At 32.8% G+C, this 23243-nt stretch carries 24 protein-coding genes and 2 other annotated features; of the genes, 5 read left to right on the top strand and 19 right to left on the bottom strand.

The window, feature by feature from the left end:
- Positions 1-3 precede the first annotated feature (3 nt).
- The 3 genes from mraZ to dapG form a co-directional block, all read right to left on the bottom strand.
- Complete coding sequence (gene mraZ / locus OZJ21_RS05235; RefSeq protein WP_204770786.1) at positions 4-435, bottom strand: division/cell wall cluster transcriptional repressor MraZ; 432 nt, start codon at positions 433-435, stop codon at positions 4-6.
- Positions 436-651: 216 nt separating this feature from the next.
- Positions 652-1017, bottom strand: a complete 366-nt coding sequence (locus OZJ21_RS05230; RefSeq protein WP_081530606.1) for a DUF3397 domain-containing protein — start codon at positions 1015-1017, stop codon at positions 652-654.
- A gap of 13 nt (positions 1018-1030) precedes the next feature.
- Positions 1031-2227: an aspartate kinase gene (gene dapG, locus OZJ21_RS05225; RefSeq protein ID WP_003706457.1), complete on the bottom strand. Its 1197-nt coding sequence runs from the start codon at positions 2225-2227 to the stop codon at positions 1031-1033.
- Between the two features lie 206 nt (positions 2228-2433).
- On the opposite strand from dapG, the gene OZJ21_RS05220 reads away from it, so the two are divergent.
- Complete coding sequence (locus tag OZJ21_RS05220; protein ID WP_003706458.1) at positions 2434-2559, top strand: DUF4044 domain-containing protein; 126 nt, start codon at positions 2434-2436, stop codon at positions 2557-2559.
- Positions 2560-2603: 44 nt separating this feature from the next.
- Here OZJ21_RS05220 and OZJ21_RS05215 read toward each other — a convergent pair whose 3' ends face one another.
- The 16 genes from OZJ21_RS05215 to ezrA all read right to left on the bottom strand — a co-directional run bounded on the left by OZJ21_RS05215 (position 2604) and on the right by ezrA (position 19838).
- Positions 2604-3539, bottom strand: a complete 936-nt coding sequence (locus tag OZJ21_RS05215; protein ID WP_268857531.1) for an alpha/beta hydrolase — start codon at positions 3537-3539, stop codon at positions 2604-2606.
- Positions 3540-3553: 14 nt separating this feature from the next.
- The gene (locus OZJ21_RS05210; RefSeq protein ID WP_268857530.1) at positions 3554-4429 is read right to left on the bottom strand and encodes an amino acid ABC transporter substrate-binding protein; all 876 of its coding nucleotides are present in this window, start codon (positions 4427-4429) and stop codon (positions 3554-3556) included.
- A complete protein-coding gene (locus OZJ21_RS05205; protein WP_003706461.1) occupies positions 4429-5067 on the bottom strand; it encodes an amino acid ABC transporter ATP-binding protein in 639 nt (212 codons plus the stop codon). Before OZJ21_RS05205 ends, OZJ21_RS05210 begins: the two co-directional genes overlap by 1 nt.
- 12 nt (positions 5068-5079) lie before the next feature.
- Positions 5080-5721, bottom strand: coding sequence for an amino acid ABC transporter permease (locus OZJ21_RS05200; protein ID WP_003700466.1), 642 nt, complete (start codon positions 5719-5721; stop codon positions 5080-5082).
- Between the two features lie 106 nt (positions 5722-5827).
- Positions 5828-6073 (bottom strand) — a binding site (T-box leader).
- Between the two features lie 53 nt (positions 6074-6126).
- Positions 6127-6930, bottom strand: a complete 804-nt coding sequence (gene minD / locus OZJ21_RS05195) for a septum site-determining protein MinD (RefSeq protein WP_003700467.1) — start codon at positions 6928-6930, stop codon at positions 6127-6129.
- A gap of 1 nt (position 6931) precedes the next feature.
- A complete protein-coding gene (locus tag OZJ21_RS05190) occupies positions 6932-7603 on the bottom strand; it encodes a septum site-determining protein MinC (protein ID WP_268857529.1) in 672 nt (223 codons plus the stop codon).
- A gap of 17 nt (positions 7604-7620) precedes the next feature.
- Positions 7621-8133: a rod shape-determining protein MreD gene (gene mreD / locus OZJ21_RS05185; RefSeq protein ID WP_268857528.1), complete on the bottom strand. Its 513-nt coding sequence runs from the start codon at positions 8131-8133 to the stop codon at positions 7621-7623.
- A gap of 11 nt (positions 8134-8144) precedes the next feature.
- Entirely contained in the window at positions 8145-8999 is an 855-nt protein-coding gene (gene mreC / locus OZJ21_RS05180; RefSeq protein WP_003700471.1) for a rod shape-determining protein MreC, read from the bottom strand.
- 114 nt (positions 9000-9113) lie between these two features.
- A complete protein-coding gene (locus OZJ21_RS05175) occupies positions 9114-10118 on the bottom strand; it encodes a rod shape-determining protein (protein WP_003710333.1) in 1005 nt (334 codons plus the stop codon).
- Positions 10119-10292: 174 nt separating this feature from the next.
- The gene (locus OZJ21_RS05170; RefSeq protein ID WP_003710335.1) at positions 10293-10502 is read right to left on the bottom strand and encodes a cold-shock protein; all 210 of its coding nucleotides are present in this window, start codon (positions 10500-10502) and stop codon (positions 10293-10295) included.
- Positions 10503-10515: 13 nt separating this feature from the next.
- Positions 10516-11193, bottom strand: a complete 678-nt coding sequence (gene radC / locus OZJ21_RS05165; RefSeq protein ID WP_268857527.1) for a RadC family protein — start codon at positions 11191-11193, stop codon at positions 10516-10518.
- Between the two features lie 53 nt (positions 11194-11246).
- Positions 11247-12548 carry a bifunctional folylpolyglutamate synthase/dihydrofolate synthase gene (locus tag OZJ21_RS05160; protein ID WP_268857526.1) on the bottom strand — a complete coding sequence of 434 codons (1302 nt, stop codon included), beginning with the start codon at positions 12546-12548 and terminating at the stop codon, positions 11247-11249.
- A 94-nt stretch (positions 12549-12642) separates the two neighbouring features.
- Complete coding sequence (locus OZJ21_RS05155) at positions 12643-15303, bottom strand: valine--tRNA ligase (RefSeq protein WP_187397826.1); 2661 nt, start codon at positions 15301-15303, stop codon at positions 12643-12645.
- Positions 15304-15360: 57 nt separating this feature from the next.
- Positions 15361-15565: a binding site (T-box leader), on the bottom strand.
- Between the two features lie 43 nt (positions 15566-15608).
- Positions 15609-16826 (bottom strand): tRNA uracil 4-sulfurtransferase ThiI, encoded by a 1218-nt coding sequence (gene thiI / locus OZJ21_RS05150; protein WP_003706467.1) that lies wholly within the window; start codon positions 16824-16826, stop codon positions 15609-15611.
- Positions 16827-16842: 16 nt separating this feature from the next.
- Positions 16843-17991 carry a cysteine desulfurase family protein gene (locus OZJ21_RS05145; RefSeq protein ID WP_003707515.1) on the bottom strand — a complete coding sequence of 383 codons (1149 nt, stop codon included), beginning with the start codon at positions 17989-17991 and terminating at the stop codon, positions 16843-16845.
- A gap of 134 nt (positions 17992-18125) precedes the next feature.
- On the bottom strand, positions 18126-19838 hold the full coding sequence (ezrA, locus tag OZJ21_RS05140) for a septation ring formation regulator EzrA (protein ID WP_086200876.1): 1713 nt from the start codon (positions 19836-19838) through the stop codon (positions 18126-18128).
- Between the two features lie 183 nt (positions 19839-20021).
- On the opposite strand from ezrA, the gene OZJ21_RS05135 reads away from it, so the two are divergent.
- The 4 genes from OZJ21_RS05135 (at position 20022) to OZJ21_RS05120 (ending at position 23213) form a co-directional block, all read left to right on the top strand.
- Positions 20022-20471 (top strand): GAF domain-containing protein, encoded by a 450-nt coding sequence (locus tag OZJ21_RS05135; RefSeq protein ID WP_003703982.1) that lies wholly within the window; start codon positions 20022-20024, stop codon positions 20469-20471.
- Between the two features lie 215 nt (positions 20472-20686).
- The gene (gene rpsD / locus OZJ21_RS05130; RefSeq protein WP_003703954.1) at positions 20687-21292 is read left to right on the top strand and encodes a 30S ribosomal protein S4; all 606 of its coding nucleotides are present in this window, start codon (positions 20687-20689) and stop codon (positions 21290-21292) included.
- Between the two features lie 145 nt (positions 21293-21437).
- Entirely contained in the window at positions 21438-21920 is a 483-nt protein-coding gene (locus tag OZJ21_RS05125) for a YueI family protein (protein ID WP_095758816.1), read from the top strand.
- Between the two features lie 21 nt (positions 21921-21941).
- Positions 21942-23213, top strand: a complete 1272-nt coding sequence (locus OZJ21_RS05120; protein WP_034997968.1) for a replication-associated recombination protein A — start codon at positions 21942-21944, stop codon at positions 23211-23213.
- The last annotated feature ends 30 nt before the right edge of the window (positions 23214-23243 follow it).

Below are 23243 nucleotides of genomic sequence, written 5' to 3'. Positions count from 1 at the left end.
CCTCTAAAGATCAAAATCAATCATATTTTCTGCTATATCATCAAAGTTTTCTTCTGCCTCATCAGCAAAAGCATCCCATCTATCTTCGCTCCAGATTTCAAAACGATTAGATACCCCTACAACAACACACTTTTTTTGTAAGGCGGCATGTGTACGTAGAGATTTAGGAATATTTATTCTACCCTGCTTATCAATTTCACATTCAGTTGCAGCTGAATAAAAAAAACGAACGAAAGCACGGGCGTCTTTCTTTGTAAGTGGTAATTTTTGTAATTTAGTTTCTAGAATGTTCCATTCTTCTTGAGTATATCCAAATAAGCACCCGTCCATTCCACGTGTTACAACAAAGGAATTCCCTAATTGTTCGCGAAATTTGGCGGGTACGATCAATCTTCCTTTGGCGTCAATCGTATGTCTATACTCTCCCATGAACATTCTACTTCACCACCTTACATAACACCATATTTATAGTACCACAATTCCCCACTTCTAACCATATAATTTCCCCTAAAAACCACTTAATAATTATTAATTTTTGATTTTAAAAAAATTTCAAATATATTTCAGTTATAGATTTACTTAAGTTCATTCTTATAATTTTATTTGCCAATAAAAAAAGCAACTGGAATCTCTTCCAATCGCTCTATATCACTACAATAAAATAGCCTTAAAAATTGTCATTATTAATACAATAAAGTATGTAAACAGTGTTACTAAATCTAAAATTCTAATAAATCTGGTCCAAAATACACCATAAACAATATCACCACTTCTATATGCACTAGCAAATATCATTATCAAGCCCACAACAGACATTACAAACACCAAATATGGAAATAATGATATTCCTATCAATTCAATAGAAGTAAAATGAATTGCAATTATTAAGAATATACATAAAACATCTAATTTCTTTAAACGTCGAGGCCAAATATTTTTGAATCTATTTTTAAACATAGTCAATACTATCCATAGAAAAACCACTATACACAGCTGAACTATCCAACTTCGTAACACAATCTCCACATCCTTAATTTTCTAAGAAGGCTTCATGTAAGGTATTAACTGCTAGTTTGAAGTTATCTTCAGTCACTAAAATCCAAACAGTGGTATCACTATCAGCTGTTTGTAAGATTTCAACCCCAGTTTTTGAAAGTGCTGTAACCATTTTAGCAATAACACCTGGGGTTCCTACCATACCGCCACCAATAATAGATACTTTAACACAATTTTCAACAAAGTTCACTGGTATATTATATTCTTCAAAGATTTTTTTAGCTTTTAATCCATCTTCACGACTTGTATTGAAAACAACTTGCTTAGGTGAAATATTGATAAAATCAATACTTACATCATTTTCAGCTAACACTTTGAAGATCTTTTCAGCTTCTGTATTGTTAACTGAAAGGTTGATTTGTGTTAAGCCTGTTTGATGTGCAATACCTGTAACTGTACGATAATGTTCAATGCTAAGGTTCTTATCAGTAACTAATGTTCCCAACTCATCCACATCATCCCAAGTTGAACGAATTCTCATTGGTAAATGTGCTTGATGCGCAACTTCAACAGCACGTGGATGAATTACCTTTGCACCTTCATGAGCCATATTAGCAACTTCGTCATAGCTAACTGTTTTCAAGAAATGCGCGTTCTTTACAATTCGAGGGTCAGCTGTCATCATACCAGAAACATCAGTGAAAATATCAACACGTTCTGCATCTAATGCAACTGCCAATAAAGCAGCTGATGTATCAGATCCACCACGACCTAAAGTTGTGACGTGCCCTTCTTCTGACATTCCTTGGAATCCAGAAACCACTACTACATCATGAGAAGCGAATGCATCTAATACAGCGTCTGTCTTCACTTCTAAAACTTTAGCATTTTGATAGTCATTATTTGTTCTAAAACCAGCATCTGGACCTGTCATAGCTACGGCGTTAAATCCATTTTCTTTTAACATTTGTGTAAAAACTGCTGTTGAAATAACTTCCCCCACAGAAACAATCATATCTAATTCACGAGGAGTAAGTTTGGTTCTTTCACCACCTACCAAGCTAAGTAATGAATCAGTTGCATAAGGGGCACCTTTTCTTCCGATTGCAGATACAACGATTGCCACCTTATATCCTTCATTTACTGCATGTTCAATATGTCGCATGGCAGACTTTCTTGATTCATCATCTTGGACAGAAGTTCCACCAAATTTTTGAACCATAATTTTCATTATAATTCCTCCTCAAACTTAAAAATATTTCTCCTAAATTTAATTATATTAAGAAAATTTTAATTCTATTTTCCTATTATTATAAATTCATCTTGTATAAATTTCAACAATGATTATCTAATTTTATAAAATCAGTGACAACTATTGATTTTTAGCATAATAATAGTTTATAGTTAAACATGATAATATGATAAAGGGTGAAAAATGTGGCTAAAAAAACAAAGAAAGAGCGTTCTACTTTCCAAAAAATAACTTTAGTTGTTGTATGGCTAATGCTTATCTTTACAATTGGTAGTGTTGTCCTATCAGCAATTGCAAGTTTTATGAATTAAAAAATGAGACTGAGAAATCTTTTATGACTTCTCTAGTCTCATTTTTATTTTAGATATTTATTAAAAAATTCATTTACTCTTTTTTGATACTCTTTAGGATGGTTATTATATGAATTTGCATGTCCTGTATTTTTAGTTACCCATAACTTTTTAGGGGCTGAAGTTGCTTTATAATTTTCATATACCATTTTCGTTGGTACAAAGGTATCACTATCTCCATGAATAAAGAAAATCGGTAACTTATTCTTTTCTAACTGCTTTGTTGAACTGCCCTTACCAAAGTCATATCCAATTCGAATTGTTCCCATAATTCGTGCTGCAGTTATCATCGGTTCTTTAGGCAAATTAAATTGTTGCTTTAATTGTTCGCTTAATTCCGATTCTATACTTGAATATCCACAATCTTCAACAATTGCTTTTACTTGTTTAGGTAGACGTTCTCCACTTACCATCATAACAGTAGCGCCACCCATACTTACACCAAATAGTCCAATCTGTGAATCAGACCCTTTCTTAGCAATAACTTGTTTAATCCATTTCACATAATCCAGTCTATCTGGCCAGCCGAATGTAATATATTTACCTTGACTCTGTCCACTTGCCCTATCATCTGGAGCTAAAACATTATAACCTAAATTATGAAATAGTCTAATATATCTAGCCATATGCATCGCTTCTCCTTTATATCCATGAGCGACGATAATGGTTTTATTAGTTTTATTCTCCGCTGGTAAATAAATAGCTCTAAGTTTTAAATTATCTGTAGCAGATTCTTCATACCAATTTTGATAATTTTGTTTCTTTAACCAATTTTGATCTGCTAGTAATTTCTTATCAACTTTTCCTTTTGGTCCTGACTTAACTGTTAGGTCTGGTTTAAAAGCATAACTAACTAAATAATAGCTTCCACCTGTTATCCCAAGTAAAATCAATATCACTAAACCTACTATTAAAGAATATATTAGCTTTCTCTTCTTCATTTTAATAAATTTCCTTAATCAATTTTTTGATTCTCAATCTCTTTCAAAGGTACCATTTTGGTAGTACCAAACCATTTATCACTTATTTTTTGCAAGGTTCCATCTTTTGCCATTTGAGCTAATGCTACATTAATCTTCTTTTGTAAAGTTTTATCACCTTTACGCATACCTACAGCAAAATTTTCGGATTCAAATCCAACATCACTAATACGATAGCTATTAGGATCAGGTTCGTGTGCAACATAATAGTCTGCATAAACACTGTCAATTAATAATCCTTGAATTCTATTAGCATTTAAGTCTAAAAATGCATTATTGAATGTATCATATTGAACTGCTTCTTTTACGTAGTTCTTTAATAATTTAGGTTGTGACATATAAGATTCATAACCAGATGAACCTGATTGTAGCCCTAATGCCTTTCCTCTCATGCTCTTAGCACCATAAATATTTTCTTTCTTTTTAGATACAAGAACTTGTTGATTACGTAAATATGGAACACTAAAAGCTACAGTCTTTTTACGCTCTGGATTTACTGTATATCCGTTCCAAATTAGATCAATAGTTCCATTTCTTAGTTCTGTTTCCTTCATAGACCAATCTATTGTTTGAAAATCTACATCAATTCCATAACGCTTGAATACTTCTCTAGCCAAATCTACGTCAAATCCTACTAAAGAACCATCCTTTTCACGAAATCCCATTGGAACAAAACTATCATCTAAACCAATAACTACTTTCTTTTTCTTCTCAATCTTCTTCCAATTATCTTGATCATTAGCACGTTTTCTAACATTTGTACAACCTGCTAAAGTTGTTCCTACTATTAAGAATGCTAACAAGCAAGTAATAATTTTTACAATTTTCTTCAAAGAAATCACCACTCTCATTAATAGCCTAAGGGTTTCACTTTCAAAATATTATCTGCAATCTCTTCTGCAAAATCCATGTCGTGAGTTACAATAATTTGTGTCATTCCTTCTTTTTTCAAGTTCAAAATGATATCTTTAACTGTAGCTGTCAATCCTGGATCTAAAGCAGAAGTTGGTTCGTCATAACATAAAATTTGTGGTTTCATCGCTAGAGCTCGTGCAATTGCCACACGTTGTTTTTGACCGCCAGATAATTGGAATGGATATAATCCTTCCTTTCCTTCTAAAGCTAAACCATTTAATAAATTCTTAGCTTCAGTTTCAGCAATTTCTTTCTTCTTTTTTAAAACCATAGTAGGTGCTAAAGTTACGTTTTGTAAAACTGTAAGGTGTGGGAATAAATTATATTCTTGGAATACTACACCGATAACAGAATCATTATTTTCATTTGTATATGGATCAAATGCTTGACCATCAATTAAAATTTGACCGCCGTCAATCTTTTCTAGTCCACTAATACATCTTAAAAGTGTTGTTTTACCACCACCTGATTGACCAACGATACATAGAATTTCACCATCTTTAACTTCTAAATTCAAATTATTTAAAATAACTTTATCGCCAAAGCTTTTACTAATATTCTTTAACTCTAACATATGCTAACCTCCTTATTTCCAGTAACTGTAGTATTGTTCTAATTTTCTTAAAATAAAGGTTAAAACTGCTGTCATAACTAGGTAAACAACACCTACCATTACCAATGGAACTAGTGTAACATCTCTACTTGTTGCAACATTTCCAGCTCTTAATAAATCTCCAATACCGATTACGTAAACTAAACTAGAATCTTTAACTAAATTAATAACTTCATTTCCAATAGAAGGTAATACAATCTTTACAACTTGAGGTGTTACTATTTTTCTAATTGTTTGCCAGTAAGTTAAGCGTAAAACTTTAGCACTTTCATACTGACCTTTGTCAATTGATTGTAAACCACCACGGAAAATTTCAGCAAAATATGCAGTATAGTTTAGAATAAACGCAAATAATGCTGCATCAAATCGTCCTAATGTTAACCCTACTAAAGGCAAACCATAAAATACAAAAATCAATTGTAGTAATAAAGGTGTCCCTCTCATCAACCATACATAAAATCTTAAAATTGCTTTTAATAATCTAAATCGTGAAATTAATGCCAACCCTACGATCAACCCCAATGGTAAAGAACCAATTAGAGTCCAACAAAAGATTTGTAAAGTCATTTTTGCACCATCCAATAATGATGGTAACACTTCTAATACATAATTCATCCTTTATCCTCCTAATGTAAATCAATTAATTAATCATTAAACTAGCTAGTAAAACAAAAAGTAAGTTATTATCATAAACAAAAAGCCCTCCTAGATCTAGTCGATCTAAGAGGGCACTATGAAAGTACGGTTCCACCTCGATTTTGCTAAATTCTCACGAAAGTAGCCTCATCAAGTTACACATACGTATAACTCACATCTTAACGCAATAACACGTATAGGCCTACTAAAATATTCAACCTATAAACTCACGGGTGTGGTTCAATCAAGTGGATCGGTATCCCTTTCAGCTGATAAAGATACTCTCTTTCGGCGTCCGTACTTCATCTACTCTTCCGTTCATCGTCTTTATTTATGATGATAATAAATTAACATTTTAATTAGAAATTGTCAAGAAATTATCACTTATTTTTTAAACCAACTAATGAATTTTTTCATAAAGCCGCCTTTTTCTGTTTCTCTAATTGTCATTAAAGGTACTGTTTCACCTTCTAAACGGCGGGCAATATTACGATATCCTTGTGAAGCTGGATTTTTTTCATTCAACACAATTGGTTCACCCTTGTTAGAGTATGAAATAACCTCATCATCATCAAAAACAATTCCAATTAATTTAATTGATAAATGATGTGTAATTTCATCAACATCCATCATATCTCCGTCATTCATCATATGGCGACGAATACGGCTAATAACTAACATTGGTGGCTCTGTAAGTTCTTTTTGTTCAAGTAATCCAACAACTCTATCAGCATCTCTAACTGAAGAAATCTCAGGTGTAGAAACAACAATCGCTTCATCTGCTCCAGCGACAGCATTCATGAAACCTTGTTCAATTCCAGCAGGACAATCTAATAAGATATAATCGAAATCCGGCTTTAATTCTTCTACAATTGCTTTAACTTCTTCTGGCTCTAAGGCAGACTTATCAGTATTTTGAGCGGCTGGCAATAAATAGAGCTTATCATCAAATCGCTTATCTTTAATTAAAGCTTGATGTAATTTTGCTGTTCCTTGAGCAACATCAACAATATTATAAATAATGCGGTTATCCAGTCCTAATATAACATCTAAATTTCTTAAACCTATATCTAAATCAACCAAACATACCCTTTTTCCTAGTAAAGCAAGTGCTGTTCCTAAATTAGCAGTTGTAGTAGTCTTTCCAACACCGCCCTTGCCAGAGGTAATAACTATTGCTTTTCCCATTTTAAAAGCCTCCTACCTGATTAAATATCTTTGGACGTAGAGATTTTAACTTGTCAATACTTGTAAATTCCAAAACATGTAGATCATTTACAAACACTAATGAATCTGTCCCAACTGTAACTTTTTCCTCATCAACAATGTCAACTAAATCTCCTATTCTAAGTTGTTGAGCCCCAGAAATATCTCCTAAAATAATAGATCGAACATTACTATCAAAACCAGCATGAATAATTCCACTAACACTACCCATGACATAAATATTTCCAGTTGCTCTCAAGATTCCACCTTGATGCAGATTTCCCAAAAATAGGACATCCCCTGTTATATCTTTAACTTGTCCATTACGAATTACATCGCCATTAACATGCACATTCTTACTGTCCATTATTTGCAATGCTTCTTTAATATTAATAACATCAGAAACAATTCTATGTACTAAAAAATTAGGGTAGTTATCAACTATCTTTTCAATTTCATGTTTTTGGTCAATGGTTAATAATCTTGCACCTGTTTTGATGTTAAATACAATTTTCTCATCATTCTTTTCTTTTTCATGTTTTAATCGCTCAAACAGTTCAGTTAACTCAATTAATATCTGTGAGAAAGCAGCATCTGCTTTTAACTCAATTTCATAACCATCTTTATAACCCTTTAATACAACACTCTTTTGCATTGACACACCCCTCATCTTTAATAATTTGTTTCGAAGAAGTGTTCTAATGGGAGGAATAAAACTACAAACCAAGCTAAGTTATAAATTAAAGTTGGTCCTAAAGTTCTACCAATTAAATCTGTTATTGTCGCATTCGTAAAATCAACTAGTGAATTAGCCCAAAAGAACAAAAATGTCACAATTGTTATATCTATTAAGTATATTAATAATACCACAATAAACGATCGTGTGAAAAACTGAAACATATATTTTGTTACATATACCATCAAAGGAAGTATCATTGTAAATACACCTAAAATACCCGTATAAAACATATCATAAAATAAACCAACGATTGCAGACCACATTACTAAATGCTCTACATTTCCATAACAGACGGCCATTACTATAAAAAGTAATACTAACCTGCTTTCCATGACCATTGTGTTAGTAAACATATACTTTGCAAACACTTGTGTCAGACCACCATCTAAAAACATTGCTAAAAACAGTCCGATTGGAAAATAGTAATTTATTTTTTCTGTTCTCATCACTTTAACCTCTAATCATCAGTTCTTACTGCAATTGTCACAAAACTCAAGTCATCCAAATCAGCAGCTGGCTTTATATAAATCTTAGATGGTAAGCCATAATCATCATCAGAAACTTTCTCAACTGTCCCAACTAATAGTCCTTTAGGTGTAGATCCACCCATACCAGATGTTACCACTTTAGTACCTTTTTCAATTTTCTTCTTAGAAGTTACTTGTCCCATTACCAAATCACCGCTATTAGTGTCGTAATTAGTAATCAAACCATTGATAACATCACCAGATTTACTTGTCACTTGTACAGCGAATCTATTAGCTGAATCATTATTTGTAGAAATTAACTCTACCTTACTATTAGAATTATTCACTTCTGTAATTCGTCCAACAATTCCCTTTCTAGATAAAACAGAATCACCCTTTTTAATTCCAGCAAGTGAACCTTTATTAATAGTTACTTGATTTTGCCAAGTTGAAGGAGTTCTAGTTAAAACATATGCAGTAACTTGATCATAATTAGTTAAACTTTTAGATAATTTTAGTTGTGCTTTTAACTGTTGGTTTTCTTTTCTTAAAGTTTGATTTTCTGCATCTTTTGCAGCTAAACTATCTACTTGCTTTTTTAATTGTTGATTTTCTTGATAAGTGTTCATTAAATTAAAAAATGAAGATGTCGCATTTTTAGCCCCATCTAAAGGATAACTAACTACTCTATCAACAATTCCAGCTGCATCATTTCCTATCTGTTGTACAAATGTAGGAGCCTTTCTATTATTTCTTACAGCAATAGAAAATGCAATTAATAAGAAACTTATAATTAATGCGATTAATACAATAACCAGTTTTTTGTTAAAAAAAGATTTTTGCATTGTATGATCCTCCTATAACTATTATTTTTCAAGTAAGATTTACTCAAAAAATAAGCCGTATCACTAAAAGGAAATCACTACTACCTTCTAATCGACACGACTTCAATAGTTAGTTTATTTGTCTTTCATGACTTCGATACTCTTCAATGATTCACCTGTTCCAATAGCAACACAATCTAAAGGTTCAGATGCCACAAATACTGGAACTTTAGTTGCTTCTGAAATAACTTCAGGTAAATGTTTCAATAAAGCTCCACCACCAGTAAGGACAATTCCGTGATCGATAACATCAGCAGCAATTTCTGGAGAAGTTTCTTCTAATGTTTCTTTGATTGCTACAATAATTTCTTGAACAACTTCTTGAATTGCTTTAGCTACGTCAACAGCTTCAATTTCAACTGTTTGAGGCAATCCTGATACTAAATCACGACCACGAATACTTTGACTTTCAATATCTTTAGCAGCTTCAACTGATGCAGATGCTACGTCCATTTTTAATTGTTCAGCTGTACGTTCACCAATTAAAAGATTGAAGTTTTTACGTACGTAAGAAATAATTGCTTCATCAATCTTATCACCAGCCATTCTAATAGAACGACTTGATACAATCCCACCTAAAGAAATTGTTGCTACATCAGTAGTACCACCACCGATATCAACAACCATATTACCAGTTGGGTCCATAACAGGTAATCCAGCACCTATTGCAGCAGCAAAAGGTTCTTCAATTGTATAAGCATCTCTAGCACCAGCTACTCGAGTTGCATCTATGACAGCTCTTTTTTCTACTTCTGTTACACCACTAGGAACACATACCATTACGTAAGGCTTGTTAGCTTTGTTTCCTAAAGCCTTTTGGATGTAATATTGCATCATTGATACTGTTGTATCGTAATCAGCAATAACACCATCTTTCATTGGTCTAATAGCTACAATACTTTCAGGAGTACGACCAATCATATCTCTGGCTTCTGAACCAACGGAAACGACCTCTCCTGTTTTTATGTTTTTAGCTACGACAGAAGGTTCACGTAAAACAATACCCTTACCTTCTTCATACACAATTGTATTTGCTGTTCCTAAATCAATTCCTATGTTTTTCGTTCCGATTCCGAACACCATTTTTCTTCCCTTCCATAATCCCTGAGCAGGGTAATATAACGATAAGAGTATTATATCATATTTAACAATTATCGTTTAGTTTAAATTAAGTTCAACATATAGGATACACGATTTTTTTTACTCTTTAAAGTATATCCATAAACTTTATAAATTATTAATTTTTTTATAAAGTTAATCTGAAATAAGTTCTACATTAGCGGCTTGTGGTCCTCGTTTTCCTTCAATCGTTACAAAACATACACGTTGACCTTCTTGTAAAGTTTTAAATCCTTCAGTTTGAATTGCTGAAAAATGAACAAAAACGTCATCTTTGCTATCATCTGGAGTTATAAAACCAAAGCCCTTTTCTCTATTAAATTTATGTACTGTTCCTAAAATCATATTGTTACCCACCTTAAAATTCGACTATTTTTTCTTCTGCTAAGCTTAAATACACTTCAGAACCTACAATTACATGATCAATTAGTTCAATTCCAATCATCTTTCCTGCATTAATCAATCTCTTAGTTAATTGAATATCATTTTCTGAGGGTTCGACATTCCCGCTTGGATGATTATGTGCTACTAAAATTCTGGCACAACTAAAATTTAATGCATGTTTAAAAATTTCTCTTGGATGTACCGTAGCCGAATTTAACGTACCTTTAAAAATCACTTTTTCGCTCAATACTTGATTCTTAGTATCTAAGCATACACATACCAACAATTCCTGCTTACTATCACCAATTTTATCTATCATATAATTTCCAAACATACAACTTGAAAAGATTTGCCCCAAAACTAATCCTTCTTTTTCCTTATAGCGTTCTGAAAATTCTCTTAGTGCTCTAATTATAGCGACTTTTTCATCATCCTTACACAAATTTTTTAGTCCCTCATCACTAAAAAATTGTAGTTCATTTAATCTTTGGTGCTCATCAAAAAAATCCTTAATCACATTCTTAGCAGATGTTTGTGAAACTTTAGTAGTTAATATAAATTTCAATAACTCTTTATTAGTTAGTGCCTCAGCTCCAAAGCGAATAATTTTGTCTGTTATATATTTTTCTGAATAATTATTAGTTAGTGTCATATAAAAATCTCTCCTCTCACTATTAAAGTACGTAAAGAAGAGTTTTTATATGTTTATCCTTCAAAGTTATTTCTAACTTCAGAAATAAAATATAGAGAGCCAGTTATCAATAACATATCATCTAGTGACATATTAGATATGACTTCACCTATTGCTTCTTGCCAATGTTCCACATACTTTACATTATCATGTAATTTAAAATCTGCCAACTTTGTTACTTTTCGTGGTCCTTCAAAGCGAGTTACAGTTACATGTACATTTGGCAATTTTAACAACTCATCTAACATTTCATTAGGTTGTTTATCAGCTAAAATAGCTAGAATAACATAAACTTCTCTATCCGCAAATTCTTTTCTCAAAAGTTGGGAAATTCTTTTCATCGCTGCCGTATTATGAGCACCGTCAATCACCACTAATGGTTCTTTATTTAAAAGTTCAAATCTTCCAAGCCATTGTGTTTTTTGAATTGCATTTTTTATATCTTTATTAGAATAATTAATTCCTTCAAGTTCAGCAAATTGAATAAATGTTTCAATAGCTAAAGTTGCATTTTCTATTTGATGAAATCCTTCCATAGAGATATGTATATTACTTATTTCTCCTCTACTGTCTGAAAAATCAAACTTTTCTCCCCAACCTTGTTCTAACTTTACTTTGCTGGAAAAATCTTTATCCATTATTAATAATGGTGCTTCTTTTTCTTTAGCTACTTGTTTAACTACTTTTATTGCTTCATCTGGAAGTTTACCAATCAAGATTGGCTTTTTATACTTGATTATACCCGCTTTATGCGTTGCAATTTTAGCAATTGTATCGCCTAAAATATGAGCATGATCCATTGCAACAGTCGTAATAACTGACATAAGCGGAGTAATAACATTAGTAGAATCAAATAATCCACCAATTCCTACTTCAATTACAGCATAGTCAACATGTCCTTCAGCAAAATAAACAAACATCATCGCTGTTACAATTTCGAATTCTGTTGGTCCACCTTCACGATCACGCCAATCTGAATCCATTTCTTTCACTACTGGTCCAATTATATTAACCAAACGAACAATTTCTTCATCACTAACCATTTTCCCATTTACAGATATTCTCTCATTAAACTTCTCGATAAATGGTGATGTAAATGTTCCTACATTATATCCTTGTTCTGCTATTAAGTCTCTCAAATACGCTGTTGTCGATCCTTTACCGTTTGTACCTGTTACATGAATAGCTTTTACTTTTTCATGTGGATTTCCCAATCTCTTCATGAAATCCCTCATTCTATCTAAAGTTGGGATCTTTTTAAACTTAGTTCTTCCATGAATAAATGCCAAGGCATCATTATAATTATTTACGAACATTTCTCTGCCTCTCTCTAATAGTATTAACCATCATCCATTATAACAGATAAAAAAAGATATATTATCCATATATCGGACAATATATCTTTCAGTTTTAAATTTCAGCTTTTAACTCTTCAATTCGACTTTCAGTTGCAGCAAGTTGTTGCTTATAATTAGCTAATTTTTCTTTTTCCTTAGCAACAACGGCTTCTGGTGCATTGGCAACAAATTTTTCATTACCTAGTTTCTTTTCACCACGTGTAACTTCACTTTCTAATTTCTTAGCTTCTTTTTGTAAACGTGAAATTTCTTCATTTAAATCAATTAAATCAGCTAATGGTAAGTAAACTTCTGCTCCTGTGATAACAGATGTCATAGCTAACTTAGGTGCCTCAATATCTGCAGCTATTTCTAAACGTTTTGGATGACAGAAACGATTGATATAATCAACATTGTTTTCAAACACTTTTCTTGTATCATCATCTTTTGTCTTAATTAAAATATCAATTGCTGAAGACATTGGAGCATTAACTTCAGAACGACTGTTACGTACTGCTTTAATTAACTCAATCAAATTATCCATGTCTTTTTCTGCTACTTGATTATCAAATTCAGCATGTTCAACAGGATATTCAGCAACAACCAAGGATGCACCATCATGTGGCATAGATAACCAAATCTTTTCTGTAACAAATGGCATAATTGGATGCATTAAGCGTAGAATTTGATCTAATACATAACGTAGGATACGTTGTGTATTCTTCTTAAGTTTTTCATCTTCACCTGTAAGATTTTCCTTAGCCATTTCAATGTACCAGTCACAGAAATCATTCCAAATGAAGTTATATAGAGCGCGACCAGCTTCACCAAATTCAAAACTATCGAATAAACGAGTTACATCGCGAACTGTGTCATTAAGACGACTCAAAATCCACTTATCAGCTAATTGCCATTCAGATGCTTCTGGTAAACTTAATTCAACATCGCTATCTAAGTTCATGATAACAAAACGACTTGCATTCCAAATCTTATTGATAAAGTTCCAAGCAGCATCCATCTTTGTATATGAGAAACGCACATCTTGGCCAGGTGCAGAACCATTAGATAAGAACCATCTCAATGCATCTGCCCCATACTTATCAATTACATCCATTGGATCAATACCATTTCCAAGTGATTTACTCATCTTGCGTCCTTGTTCATCACGAATTAAACCATGAATTAGAACATTCTTAAATGGACGACGTTTTGTAAATTCAACACTTTGGAAAATCATTCTGGATACCCAGAAGAAAATAATATCATAACCTGTAACCAATGTATTAGTTGGGAAATAACGCTTGAAATCAGGACTTTTAGTATCTGGCCAACCCATTGTTGAGAATGGCCATAATGCACTAGAGAACCATGTATCCAATACATCTGAATCTTGTTCCCAATTTTCGATATCTTCAGGTGCTTCTTCACCTACATAAATTTCACCAGTTTCTTTATGGTACCATGCTGGGATTTGGTGTCCCCACCATAATTGACGAGAAATAACCCAATCATGAACATTTTCCATCCATTGTGTAAATGTATGTTCAAAGCGAGGTGGCACAAAGTCTACTCTATCATCAGTTTCTTGATTCTTTAAAGCTGCTTCTGCTAAAGGTTTCATCTTTACAAACCATTGTGTTGAAAGACGTGATTCAACTTGTACCCCTGTTCTTTCAGAATGTCCTACACTATGTACGATTGGTTCAATCTTCAACATGTAGCCTTGTTCTTCAAGATCAGCTACGATTGCCTTACGTGCTTCAAATCTGTCTAAGCCTTCATATTTACCAGCATTAGCATTCATTGTAGCATCTTCATTCATTGTATTGATGCGTTCCAAATTATGTCTATTACCTACTTCAAAGTCATTAGGGTCATGAGCTGGTGTAATCTTAACCATACCTGTACCAAATTCAGGATCAACATATTGGTCAGCAATAATTGGAATATGTCTACCTTGTAATGGTAGAACTAAAGTCTTACCTACAATATCCTTATAACGTTCATCATCAGGATTTACGGCAACTGCTACGTCACCCATCATAGTTTCAGGACGAGTTGTAGCAATTTCAATATAGTTCTTACCATTAAATGTTGTATCGTCAGCAAATGGATATTTAACATGGTAAAATGCACCTTTATCATCTTTATGAATAACTTCAATATCTGATAAAGCAGTACGAGCTTTAGGATCCCAGTTAATAATATATTCACCACGATAGATTAATCCTTTTTTGTACAAAGTAACGAAGACTTTTCTTACAGCTTTAGATAATCCATCATCTAAAGTAAATCTTTCTCTATCGTAATCTAAAGACAAACCTAACTTAGCCCATTGTTGATGAATGATGTCAGCATATTCGCCTTTCCATTCCCAAACTTTTTCTACGAATTTTTCACGTCCTAAGTCATAACGAGAAATTCCATCTTCAGCTAATCTAGCCTCTACCTTAGCTTGAGTTGCAATACCAGCATGGTCCATCCCTGGTAACCATAAAGTATCAAAGCCTTGCATTCTCTTTTGACGAATTATCATATCTTGCAATGTTGTATCCCATGCATGACCTAAATGTAATTTACCAGTTACATTTGGTGGTGGAATAACGATTGAATATGGTTTTGCTTCTTTATCTTCATTAGGTTTAAATAAACCTTTTTCGATCCATTCTTTATATCTGCCAGGTTCTACTTGACTTGGATCGTATTTAGTTGACATTTCTACTTCTTTTGTCATAATAATTATTCCTTTCTACATAATTTTAAGCAAAGAAAAAGGCATTGCCATCCTACTTAATAGGACGACAATGCCGTGGTACCACCTAAATTGAGTTTTTAACTCCACTTAAATCCTTGTTAACGAATCGAAATCCGGTTATCCCTACTTTATTCAAGATAACAGCTCACAAGCTACAATTAAAATAGCTATCGAAAATCTTTCACCAGACGATTTCTCTCTAATCCAAGCTTCTTTTAATCCTCTTGTTCATTGCTTATATGGATATATTCTATCTTTTGCTAGGTAATACGTCAAGATACTTTTTATAGTAATTCAGCAAAAACTTTCTTTTCTTGGTTTAAGAAAGTATCACCAATCTTAATTTCTGTAATCTCAATGCCATCAAGTGCTCGTTGAACTAAAGCATCTACATCTAAACGTTCTTCATAGTAACGTGCCTTATCAATACGTGGCTTAGTTTTTGGAGCTGGTGGTGCAAAAATTGTACAGCAATCTTCAAATGGCATAATTGACAAATCAAAAGTATCAATATCTTGAGCTATTTTAATAATTTCATTTTTATCCATTGAAACTACTGGACGTAAAATTGGCATAGTAGTTACATCGTTAATGGCAGCCATACTTTCAAGTGTTTGAGATGCTACTTGTCCTAAAGCTTCACCATTAAAGATAGCTAATCCCTTTCTTCTTTGAGCAATTGCTTCTGTTAAGCGCAACATGAATCTTCTTTGAATTGTCATTAAATATCCTGATGGCACTTTTTCCTTAACTGTTTCTTGAATTTCAGTAAATGGAACTTGAATAAATCTTATCTTACCAACATATGGTGTCAATTTAGCAGTTAAGTCTTTAGCTTTATTCAAAGCTTGTTCACTTGTATATGGAGGACTGAAGAAATGAACCATTTCAATATCCACTCCACGCTTCATTGCTAAATATCCAGCTACTGGTGAATCAATTCCACCAGAAAGCATCAACATTGCTTTACCAGCAGTTCCAACAGGTAAACCACCAGCACCGTCAATCTTTTCATGTGAAAGATAAATACCATCCGCACGAACTTCACAACGTAAAGTCATATCAGGATTTTTCATCTTCACTTTAATACCTGGAACTTCACGTAAAATATGACTACCTAGAATATCATTCATCTCATTTGTATCGTATTGATAGTTATGGTCAGAACGACGAGTATTGATTTTAAATGTCATTCCTTCTTTGAATTTTTCTTTCACCATTTCTACCGCAGTAGCCTTGACTTTCTCTATATCACGTTCAACTTTAATAGATGGTGAGAAATTTTGGATCCCAAAAACTTGCTTTAAACGTTTCATAACAGCTTCGTAATCTTCTCCATGTAATTGGATATGCATACGATCACGATGTGCCTTGATTACCAAATTTTCAAAACTATGCAAACTTTCACGCACATTAAATCCTAAACGATCAATGAAGTTTTTTCTATTTTTACCTTTAGTAGATAGTTCGCCGTAACGAACCATTATTTCTGTATATTGCATTTTCTTATCCTTTCAATTAAGAATTAATTTTTTTGAATTTTTCATATAGAACATCAAAAATTTCAATAAATTTGTCAGCTTCTGCTAAAGTATTTTTTTCATCTAGACTTATACGTACAGCGGATGTAGCAATATTATCTGGAATCTTCATTGCAGTCAATGTCCCAGATGTTATTCCCTTTTTAGATGAGCAAGCACTAGTTGTTGAAATATAGATATCATAATTTTCAAAAGCATGAACAATAGTTTCTCCACGAACTCCACTGATTGCAAAACATAAAATATGTGGAGCAAATTCATCGTTTAATTTAGAAAATACTGTTACTTTAGATCTTTTAGAAATATGATTATAGATTTTTTCTTTAATAGCTTTTTGTTGTGCTACTTTCTTTTCTTCATTTTCTAAAGTCAATCTTAAAGCTTTAGCCATACTTGCAATTGCAGGAAGATTCTCTGTACCACTTCGTAAAGCTTTTTCTTGACCTCCACCAGACATCAATGGTGCAATCATACGACCACGTTTTTTATACATGAATCCAATGCCACGAGGTGCATGGAATTTATGTCCAGAGAATGTTAAGAAGTCTACTCTATCTTGTTCTAATAATTCTTGAATACCTTTACCTACACCTTGAACTGCATCAACATGGAAATGTATTTTAGGAAAATCTTCCAGTACTGCTGCAATTTCTTTCAATGGTTGAATAGCTCCTACTTCATTATTCACAGCCATAATTGAAACAAGAATTGTATCCTTTCTGATAGCTGCTTTCAAATCTTCTGCAGAAACTCTTCCATTTTCGTCAACCGGAAGATATGTTACATCATAACCTAATTTTTCTAATTGATGTAGTGAATTTAAAACAGCTGGGTGTTCAACACTGCTAGTTATAATATGTCGTCCATATGGTCTTTTTTCAATTGCAGTTCCCTTTACGACCCAATTATCTCCTTCTGTTCCACCACTTGTAAAATAAATTTCATCAATATTGCAATGAAGTAAGTCAGCAATTTGTTTTCTTGATTGTTCTAACAAATTAAAAGCTTGTTCTCCCATCGCATGAAGTGAAGATGGGTTACCCCAAATCTTTTCACTAACAGCATTATAAGTACTTAATACTTCTGGTAGCACTTGTGTTGTTGCACTATTATCAAAATAAATCATATCTACCCTTCTTACAAATCAAAAATCTCATTACTTAGTCTAACAAAAAGTTAGTAGAAATAAAACTATTATTACTCTAACAGCAAAAAATTAGCTAATCAGCAGTTGTTACTGTTAATTAGCTAACTATACTTTTATTTAGAAAACATTGGTGGATGATTCTTTGAGTACTCTTCCATAATCTTTTTGGATGCACCCTCTTGAACCTTATCTACCGCATGCGAGATCGTATCCAATGCTTTTACATATTCATATTCCTTCTCAAATAATTGTACTGCTTGGTTGTAAGCAGCTGCCACATCTGGATATCTGTTTCGATAACGATTTGAATATTGTAAAATTTCTTCCGTTAAAATTGAACTAGAAATCAATTCGTCAGTCTTTTCACCCAAAATATCTAAATCACTTTGAGTATTTATCAATGATTTTGTAATTTCATCCATATTAATTTGAACTCGATTTAAATCTTTATCTAATTTTTCGATTTCATCGCTAACTTTAAAGAAATAATCCAAGTAATCATCTGATAATCCTGGAAGGTTAAGCTTTTCAATTTCACGCTTCATTTTGTGAATTTCCAAGTCAAAATTCTTAACTGCATTTTGTGCTTCGCGCTCTTCTTTCCATAAACTTGCCACGCTATCATTGATTTCTTTTTGTTTCTTTTCTATATCAGTTAGAGCTTGCATATCAATTTCTATTCTCTGAGCAATAGAAGAATATAGGATTGCTTTTGTCCCAGCATCTTTAATAAATTGATCATACCAACTACGAATTCCCTTTAACCTGTCCGCTAAGCCTTGTGCACTTTCAATCTCATCATGATTGAGTGTGTAGTTTTGTTTTAATCTATCTAGATCCAACAATAAATTCTTTTCTTGCTTTTCAGCATGTTCAATGAACTTACCAAAGGTTGAAATTTTCTTTTGTACAAAAATCTTAGCCTTATATTCTTCTTCTAAAGTTTCATAGATAGCATCAATTTTATTAGCAATATCTTCATCTAAGACTTTAGCATTATCAACACGTAATTCTTTCAAGTTTTTATTATTTAAACTACATTGTTCTGCTAGATCTTTTAACTGTCCTAAAATATCTTTATCAAATGCAAACCCCTCATCTTGCATCTGAGCTACACCTTGCCGTAACTCTGATAATTGATCAGGAAAAACGTTTTTTAGATTCTTGTAGATTCCAGGAATAACTTCTAAATCACGTTCCATACTTGCGGTATCTTCTTTTAATTGATTTAAAGGCTTATCAGAAGTTACAAAATCTCCACTTTCAGTTAATTTAGCATACTTATCAAAGTCTTCTTCTAACTTAGAAAGATTTTCTTCTAATTTGTCAATGCTTGGTCCAAATGAAAAGTTCTTAGCCAATAATGTCTTACGAATATCACGATACTTATCTTTTAATTCTGTAACAGCTTTTTGATGTTCTTCGGATTTTTCTTTCATCTCATTGACAGCTTCTTCAAGTTGACGAGTTTCTTCTTTAACATGTTGTAACTTAGATCCAACTTCTAATAACTCTGAACGTTCTTGCATAAACTTGTAACGTTCATTCAAATCATTTAAATCTAAGATCATTTCCGAAATTTCTGGCATCTCACGGTTAGTAAGTTTCTTATGGCTTTTCTTGAGCTCCTCAAATTCACGTAGACTTTCACCCGTTAAATGTAATTTTTCAATTTTATTTAATTCGTTATCTAGAGTATTACTGCTTAATTCTTCAAGCTGAGTTTGATACTCATTTATTTGTTTTCTAAACGATCGTTGAAAATATATGACTCCAACATATATTCCAATGGCGACCGCCACAATAACCACAAAAAATAAAACCATAATAAATTCCCACCTAACATCTTATCGTCTATATCTATAAATTAGTCAATTAATATTGTAGGCTATTCGTTTTAATTGAAAATAACCCCATCTCAGTTTAAAATCTAATAATAATTATATCATTAATATAACTTTAGGTATATATTTTTTCAATTACAAAAAAGTAAAGAAAGGACTTTTTATATGACAAACTCACTTCTCTCACAACAATTGGATGCATTACTCACAAATGAAACTAATTTCATTGCAAATTTATCTAATGCTTCAGCACTTTTATATCAATCTTTATCTGATATTAACTGGGCTGGTTTCTATCTTTATGATGAAACAAACGATGAATTACATCTTGGACCCTTTCAAGGAAAAGTTGCATGTATGCATATAAAAAATGGCTCTGGCGTTTGTGGCACTGCACTTCAACAACAAAAAGTTTTACGTGTAGATAACGTCCACGAATTTGCTGGCCATATTGCTTGCGACTCAGCAAGTAACTCTGAAATCGTGGTTCCTCTAATTAAGGATGATAAAATTATTGGTGTATTAGATATTGATTCTCCTTCCTTATCCCGCTTCTCTCCTGAAGATGAAGTTGAATTAGTCGAATTTTCCAAAACTTTATTAAAACACATATAAATTAGTTGACTTTTAATTTGTTTATGTTAAGATACACTTTGTGTAAAATAATGCAGCAGTGAGCGGTAAGAACGTCAACAGTTTATTGCTATATAATAGTTCGTCTAGTAACTCTTCGGCTGCAAGAGCGAAAGTCTAAAATAAACTGCACGAATACTAAGTTCACACGGATTATTTTACTCCAACTTAATTTTAATTTATTGGAGGAATTTTTAATGTCTCGTTATACAGGTCCTTCCTGGAAAGTATCTCGTCGTTTAGGTTTCTCTTTATCTGGTACAGGTAAAGAATTATCTCGTCGTCCATACGCTCCAGGTCAACATGGTCAAGATCGTCGTGGTAGTCTTTCTGAATATGGTTTGCAATTACGTGAAAAGCAAAAGTTACGTATGACTTATGGCTTAACAGAACGTCAATTCTCAAACTTATTCAAGAGAGCTGGTAAGATTCGTGAAGGTAAGCATGGTGATAACTTCATGATTCTTTTGGAACGTCGTTTAGATAACGTTGTTTACCGTTTAGGTTTAGCATCAACTCGTCGTCAAGCTCGTCAATTAGTAAACCATGGTCACATTACTGTTGATGGCAAGCGCGTTGACATTCCATCTTACGAAGTAGAACCAGGTCAAGTAATTTCTTTACGTGAACGTTCTAAGGACTTACAAATCGTTAAAGAAGCTCTTGAAGCTGTTGTTGGTCGTGTACCATTCGTTAACTTCGACGAAAACAAGATGGAAGGTACGTTAGTACGTCTTCCAGACCGTGAAGAACTTGACGCAAATATTGACGAAGCACTTGTTGTTGAATTCTACAACCGTTAATATTTAGCTCAACAAAGAGATAACTCTTTTAATCCCACTATTGTTCATTTGAACATAGTGGGTTTTTATATATCCGTTTTAATAAATTTATAATTAGAATTATGATAATGTTTAACTACTCCCCTATTTTGAAAGGAGAATAATTATGACAAATGATAATTTACAAGAACACTTGAACAACGGACTCTACGGAACTCCTCAATTACACCCTGATGAACAACGTAAGTATTTAGGAACTTTTAGAGAAAGAGTCAGTTTAACTATTACATTTAAGGAATTTTCAAATAATCAAAATGCTTGTTTAACTGCAATTAAACAAGAAATTTCATCTAATACTGAAGAAGAACTTAGTATAAAGATTAATGGGCAATTGTCATCTGATATTATTAATAAAATCATTCAAATTTCGAAAGAAAATAATACTAAATTTGAATATCTAGCTGATGCTTCTTTTTCACATGATGATGACGCCAATGCTATTGTTATTTGTTCTTCTAAATCAGCTCTTCATATTGAAAATATTGATGTTGAAAGTAAATACCATGAACTTTTGGAAAGAAAATCTGAAGAAAAGAATGATCCTAGAGAAGATAAGAAAGGATTTCTATCTAAACTATTTGATCTATAAATTAATTTAGGAAGTGATATTTTGAAACCTTTAGCCTATCGCATGCGACCTAAAAATATTGATGACGTTGTAGGGCAACAGCATCTTGTCGGTCCTGGAAAAATTATTAGAAGAATGGTTGAAGCTAAATTACTTTCATCTATGATTTTGTATGGCCCACCCGGTACTGGTAAAACCAGCATTGCTAGTGCCATTGCTGGTTCAACTAAATATGCCTTTAGAAAAATGAATGCAGCAACTGATTCTAAAAAGAAACTAGAACAAGTGGTTGAAGAAGCCAAGTTTAGTGGTACAGTTATTCTATTACTTGACGAAATCCATCGCTTAACTAAACCTAAACAAGACTTTTTACTACCTCATTTAGAAGATGGACATATTATTCTAATTGGTGCTACTACTGAAAATCCTTATATTTCAATCAATCCTGCTATTAGAAGTAGAACTCAAATATTTGAAGTACATCCTCTAAATGAAGACGATATTATTCAAGCAATTAACCGAGCTATTACTGATAAAGATGATGGTTTAGGTGAATTGCCTCTACAAATTAATGATGATGCTATGCACCAACTAGCAATCGCAACACATGGAGACTTACGAAGTGCATTAAATGCTTTAGAATTAGCTGCTAAATCTACTCCAAAGAATTCTAAAGGGAATATTGTACTTACTTTAGAAATCATTGAAGAATGTATGCAAAGAAAAGCTTTGATTCAAGATAAAGATGGTGACGCACATTATGATGTTATCTCTGCTCTTCAAAAATCTATTCGTGGATCCGATGTTGATGCTGCTCTTCACTACTTAGCACGCTTAATCGAAGCTGAAGATCTCCCATCAATTAGTCGACGTTTAATAACAATTGCTTATGAAGATATTGGATTGGCTAATCTCCCTGCTGCTACTAGAACTGTTCTAGCAATTCAAGCTGCAGAAAAAATCGGATTTCCTGAAGCTAGAATTCCTTTAGCTGATACTGTTATTGAATTATGTCTATCTCCAAAATCTAATTCCGGTATTTCAGCAATCGATGCTGCCCTCTCTGATATTCGAGCTGGGAATTATGGTGATATACCTGATTATTTAAAGGATGCACATTATTCAGGAGCTAAAGAATTAGGACATGGTATTGATTATAAATATCCTCATGATTATCCTCATGATTGGGTTAAACAGCAATACTTACCAGATAAACTTAAATCCAAGCAATACTATCGTCCTAAACAAAATGGACGTTACGAAGAAAGTTTAGGAAAGCAGTACCATCGCCTTAAGAATGCCCAAAATAGTTAATTTGCTTTATCAATATGATTATGCTATGAT

The organism is Ligilactobacillus sp. UO.C109 (assembly GCF_026847815.1).
GTDB lineage: Bacteria > Bacillota > Bacilli > Lactobacillales > Lactobacillaceae > Ligilactobacillus > Ligilactobacillus salivarius.
Note: the sequence above shows the minus strand (reverse complement) of the source record. Positions and strands in the feature narration are given on the sequence as shown.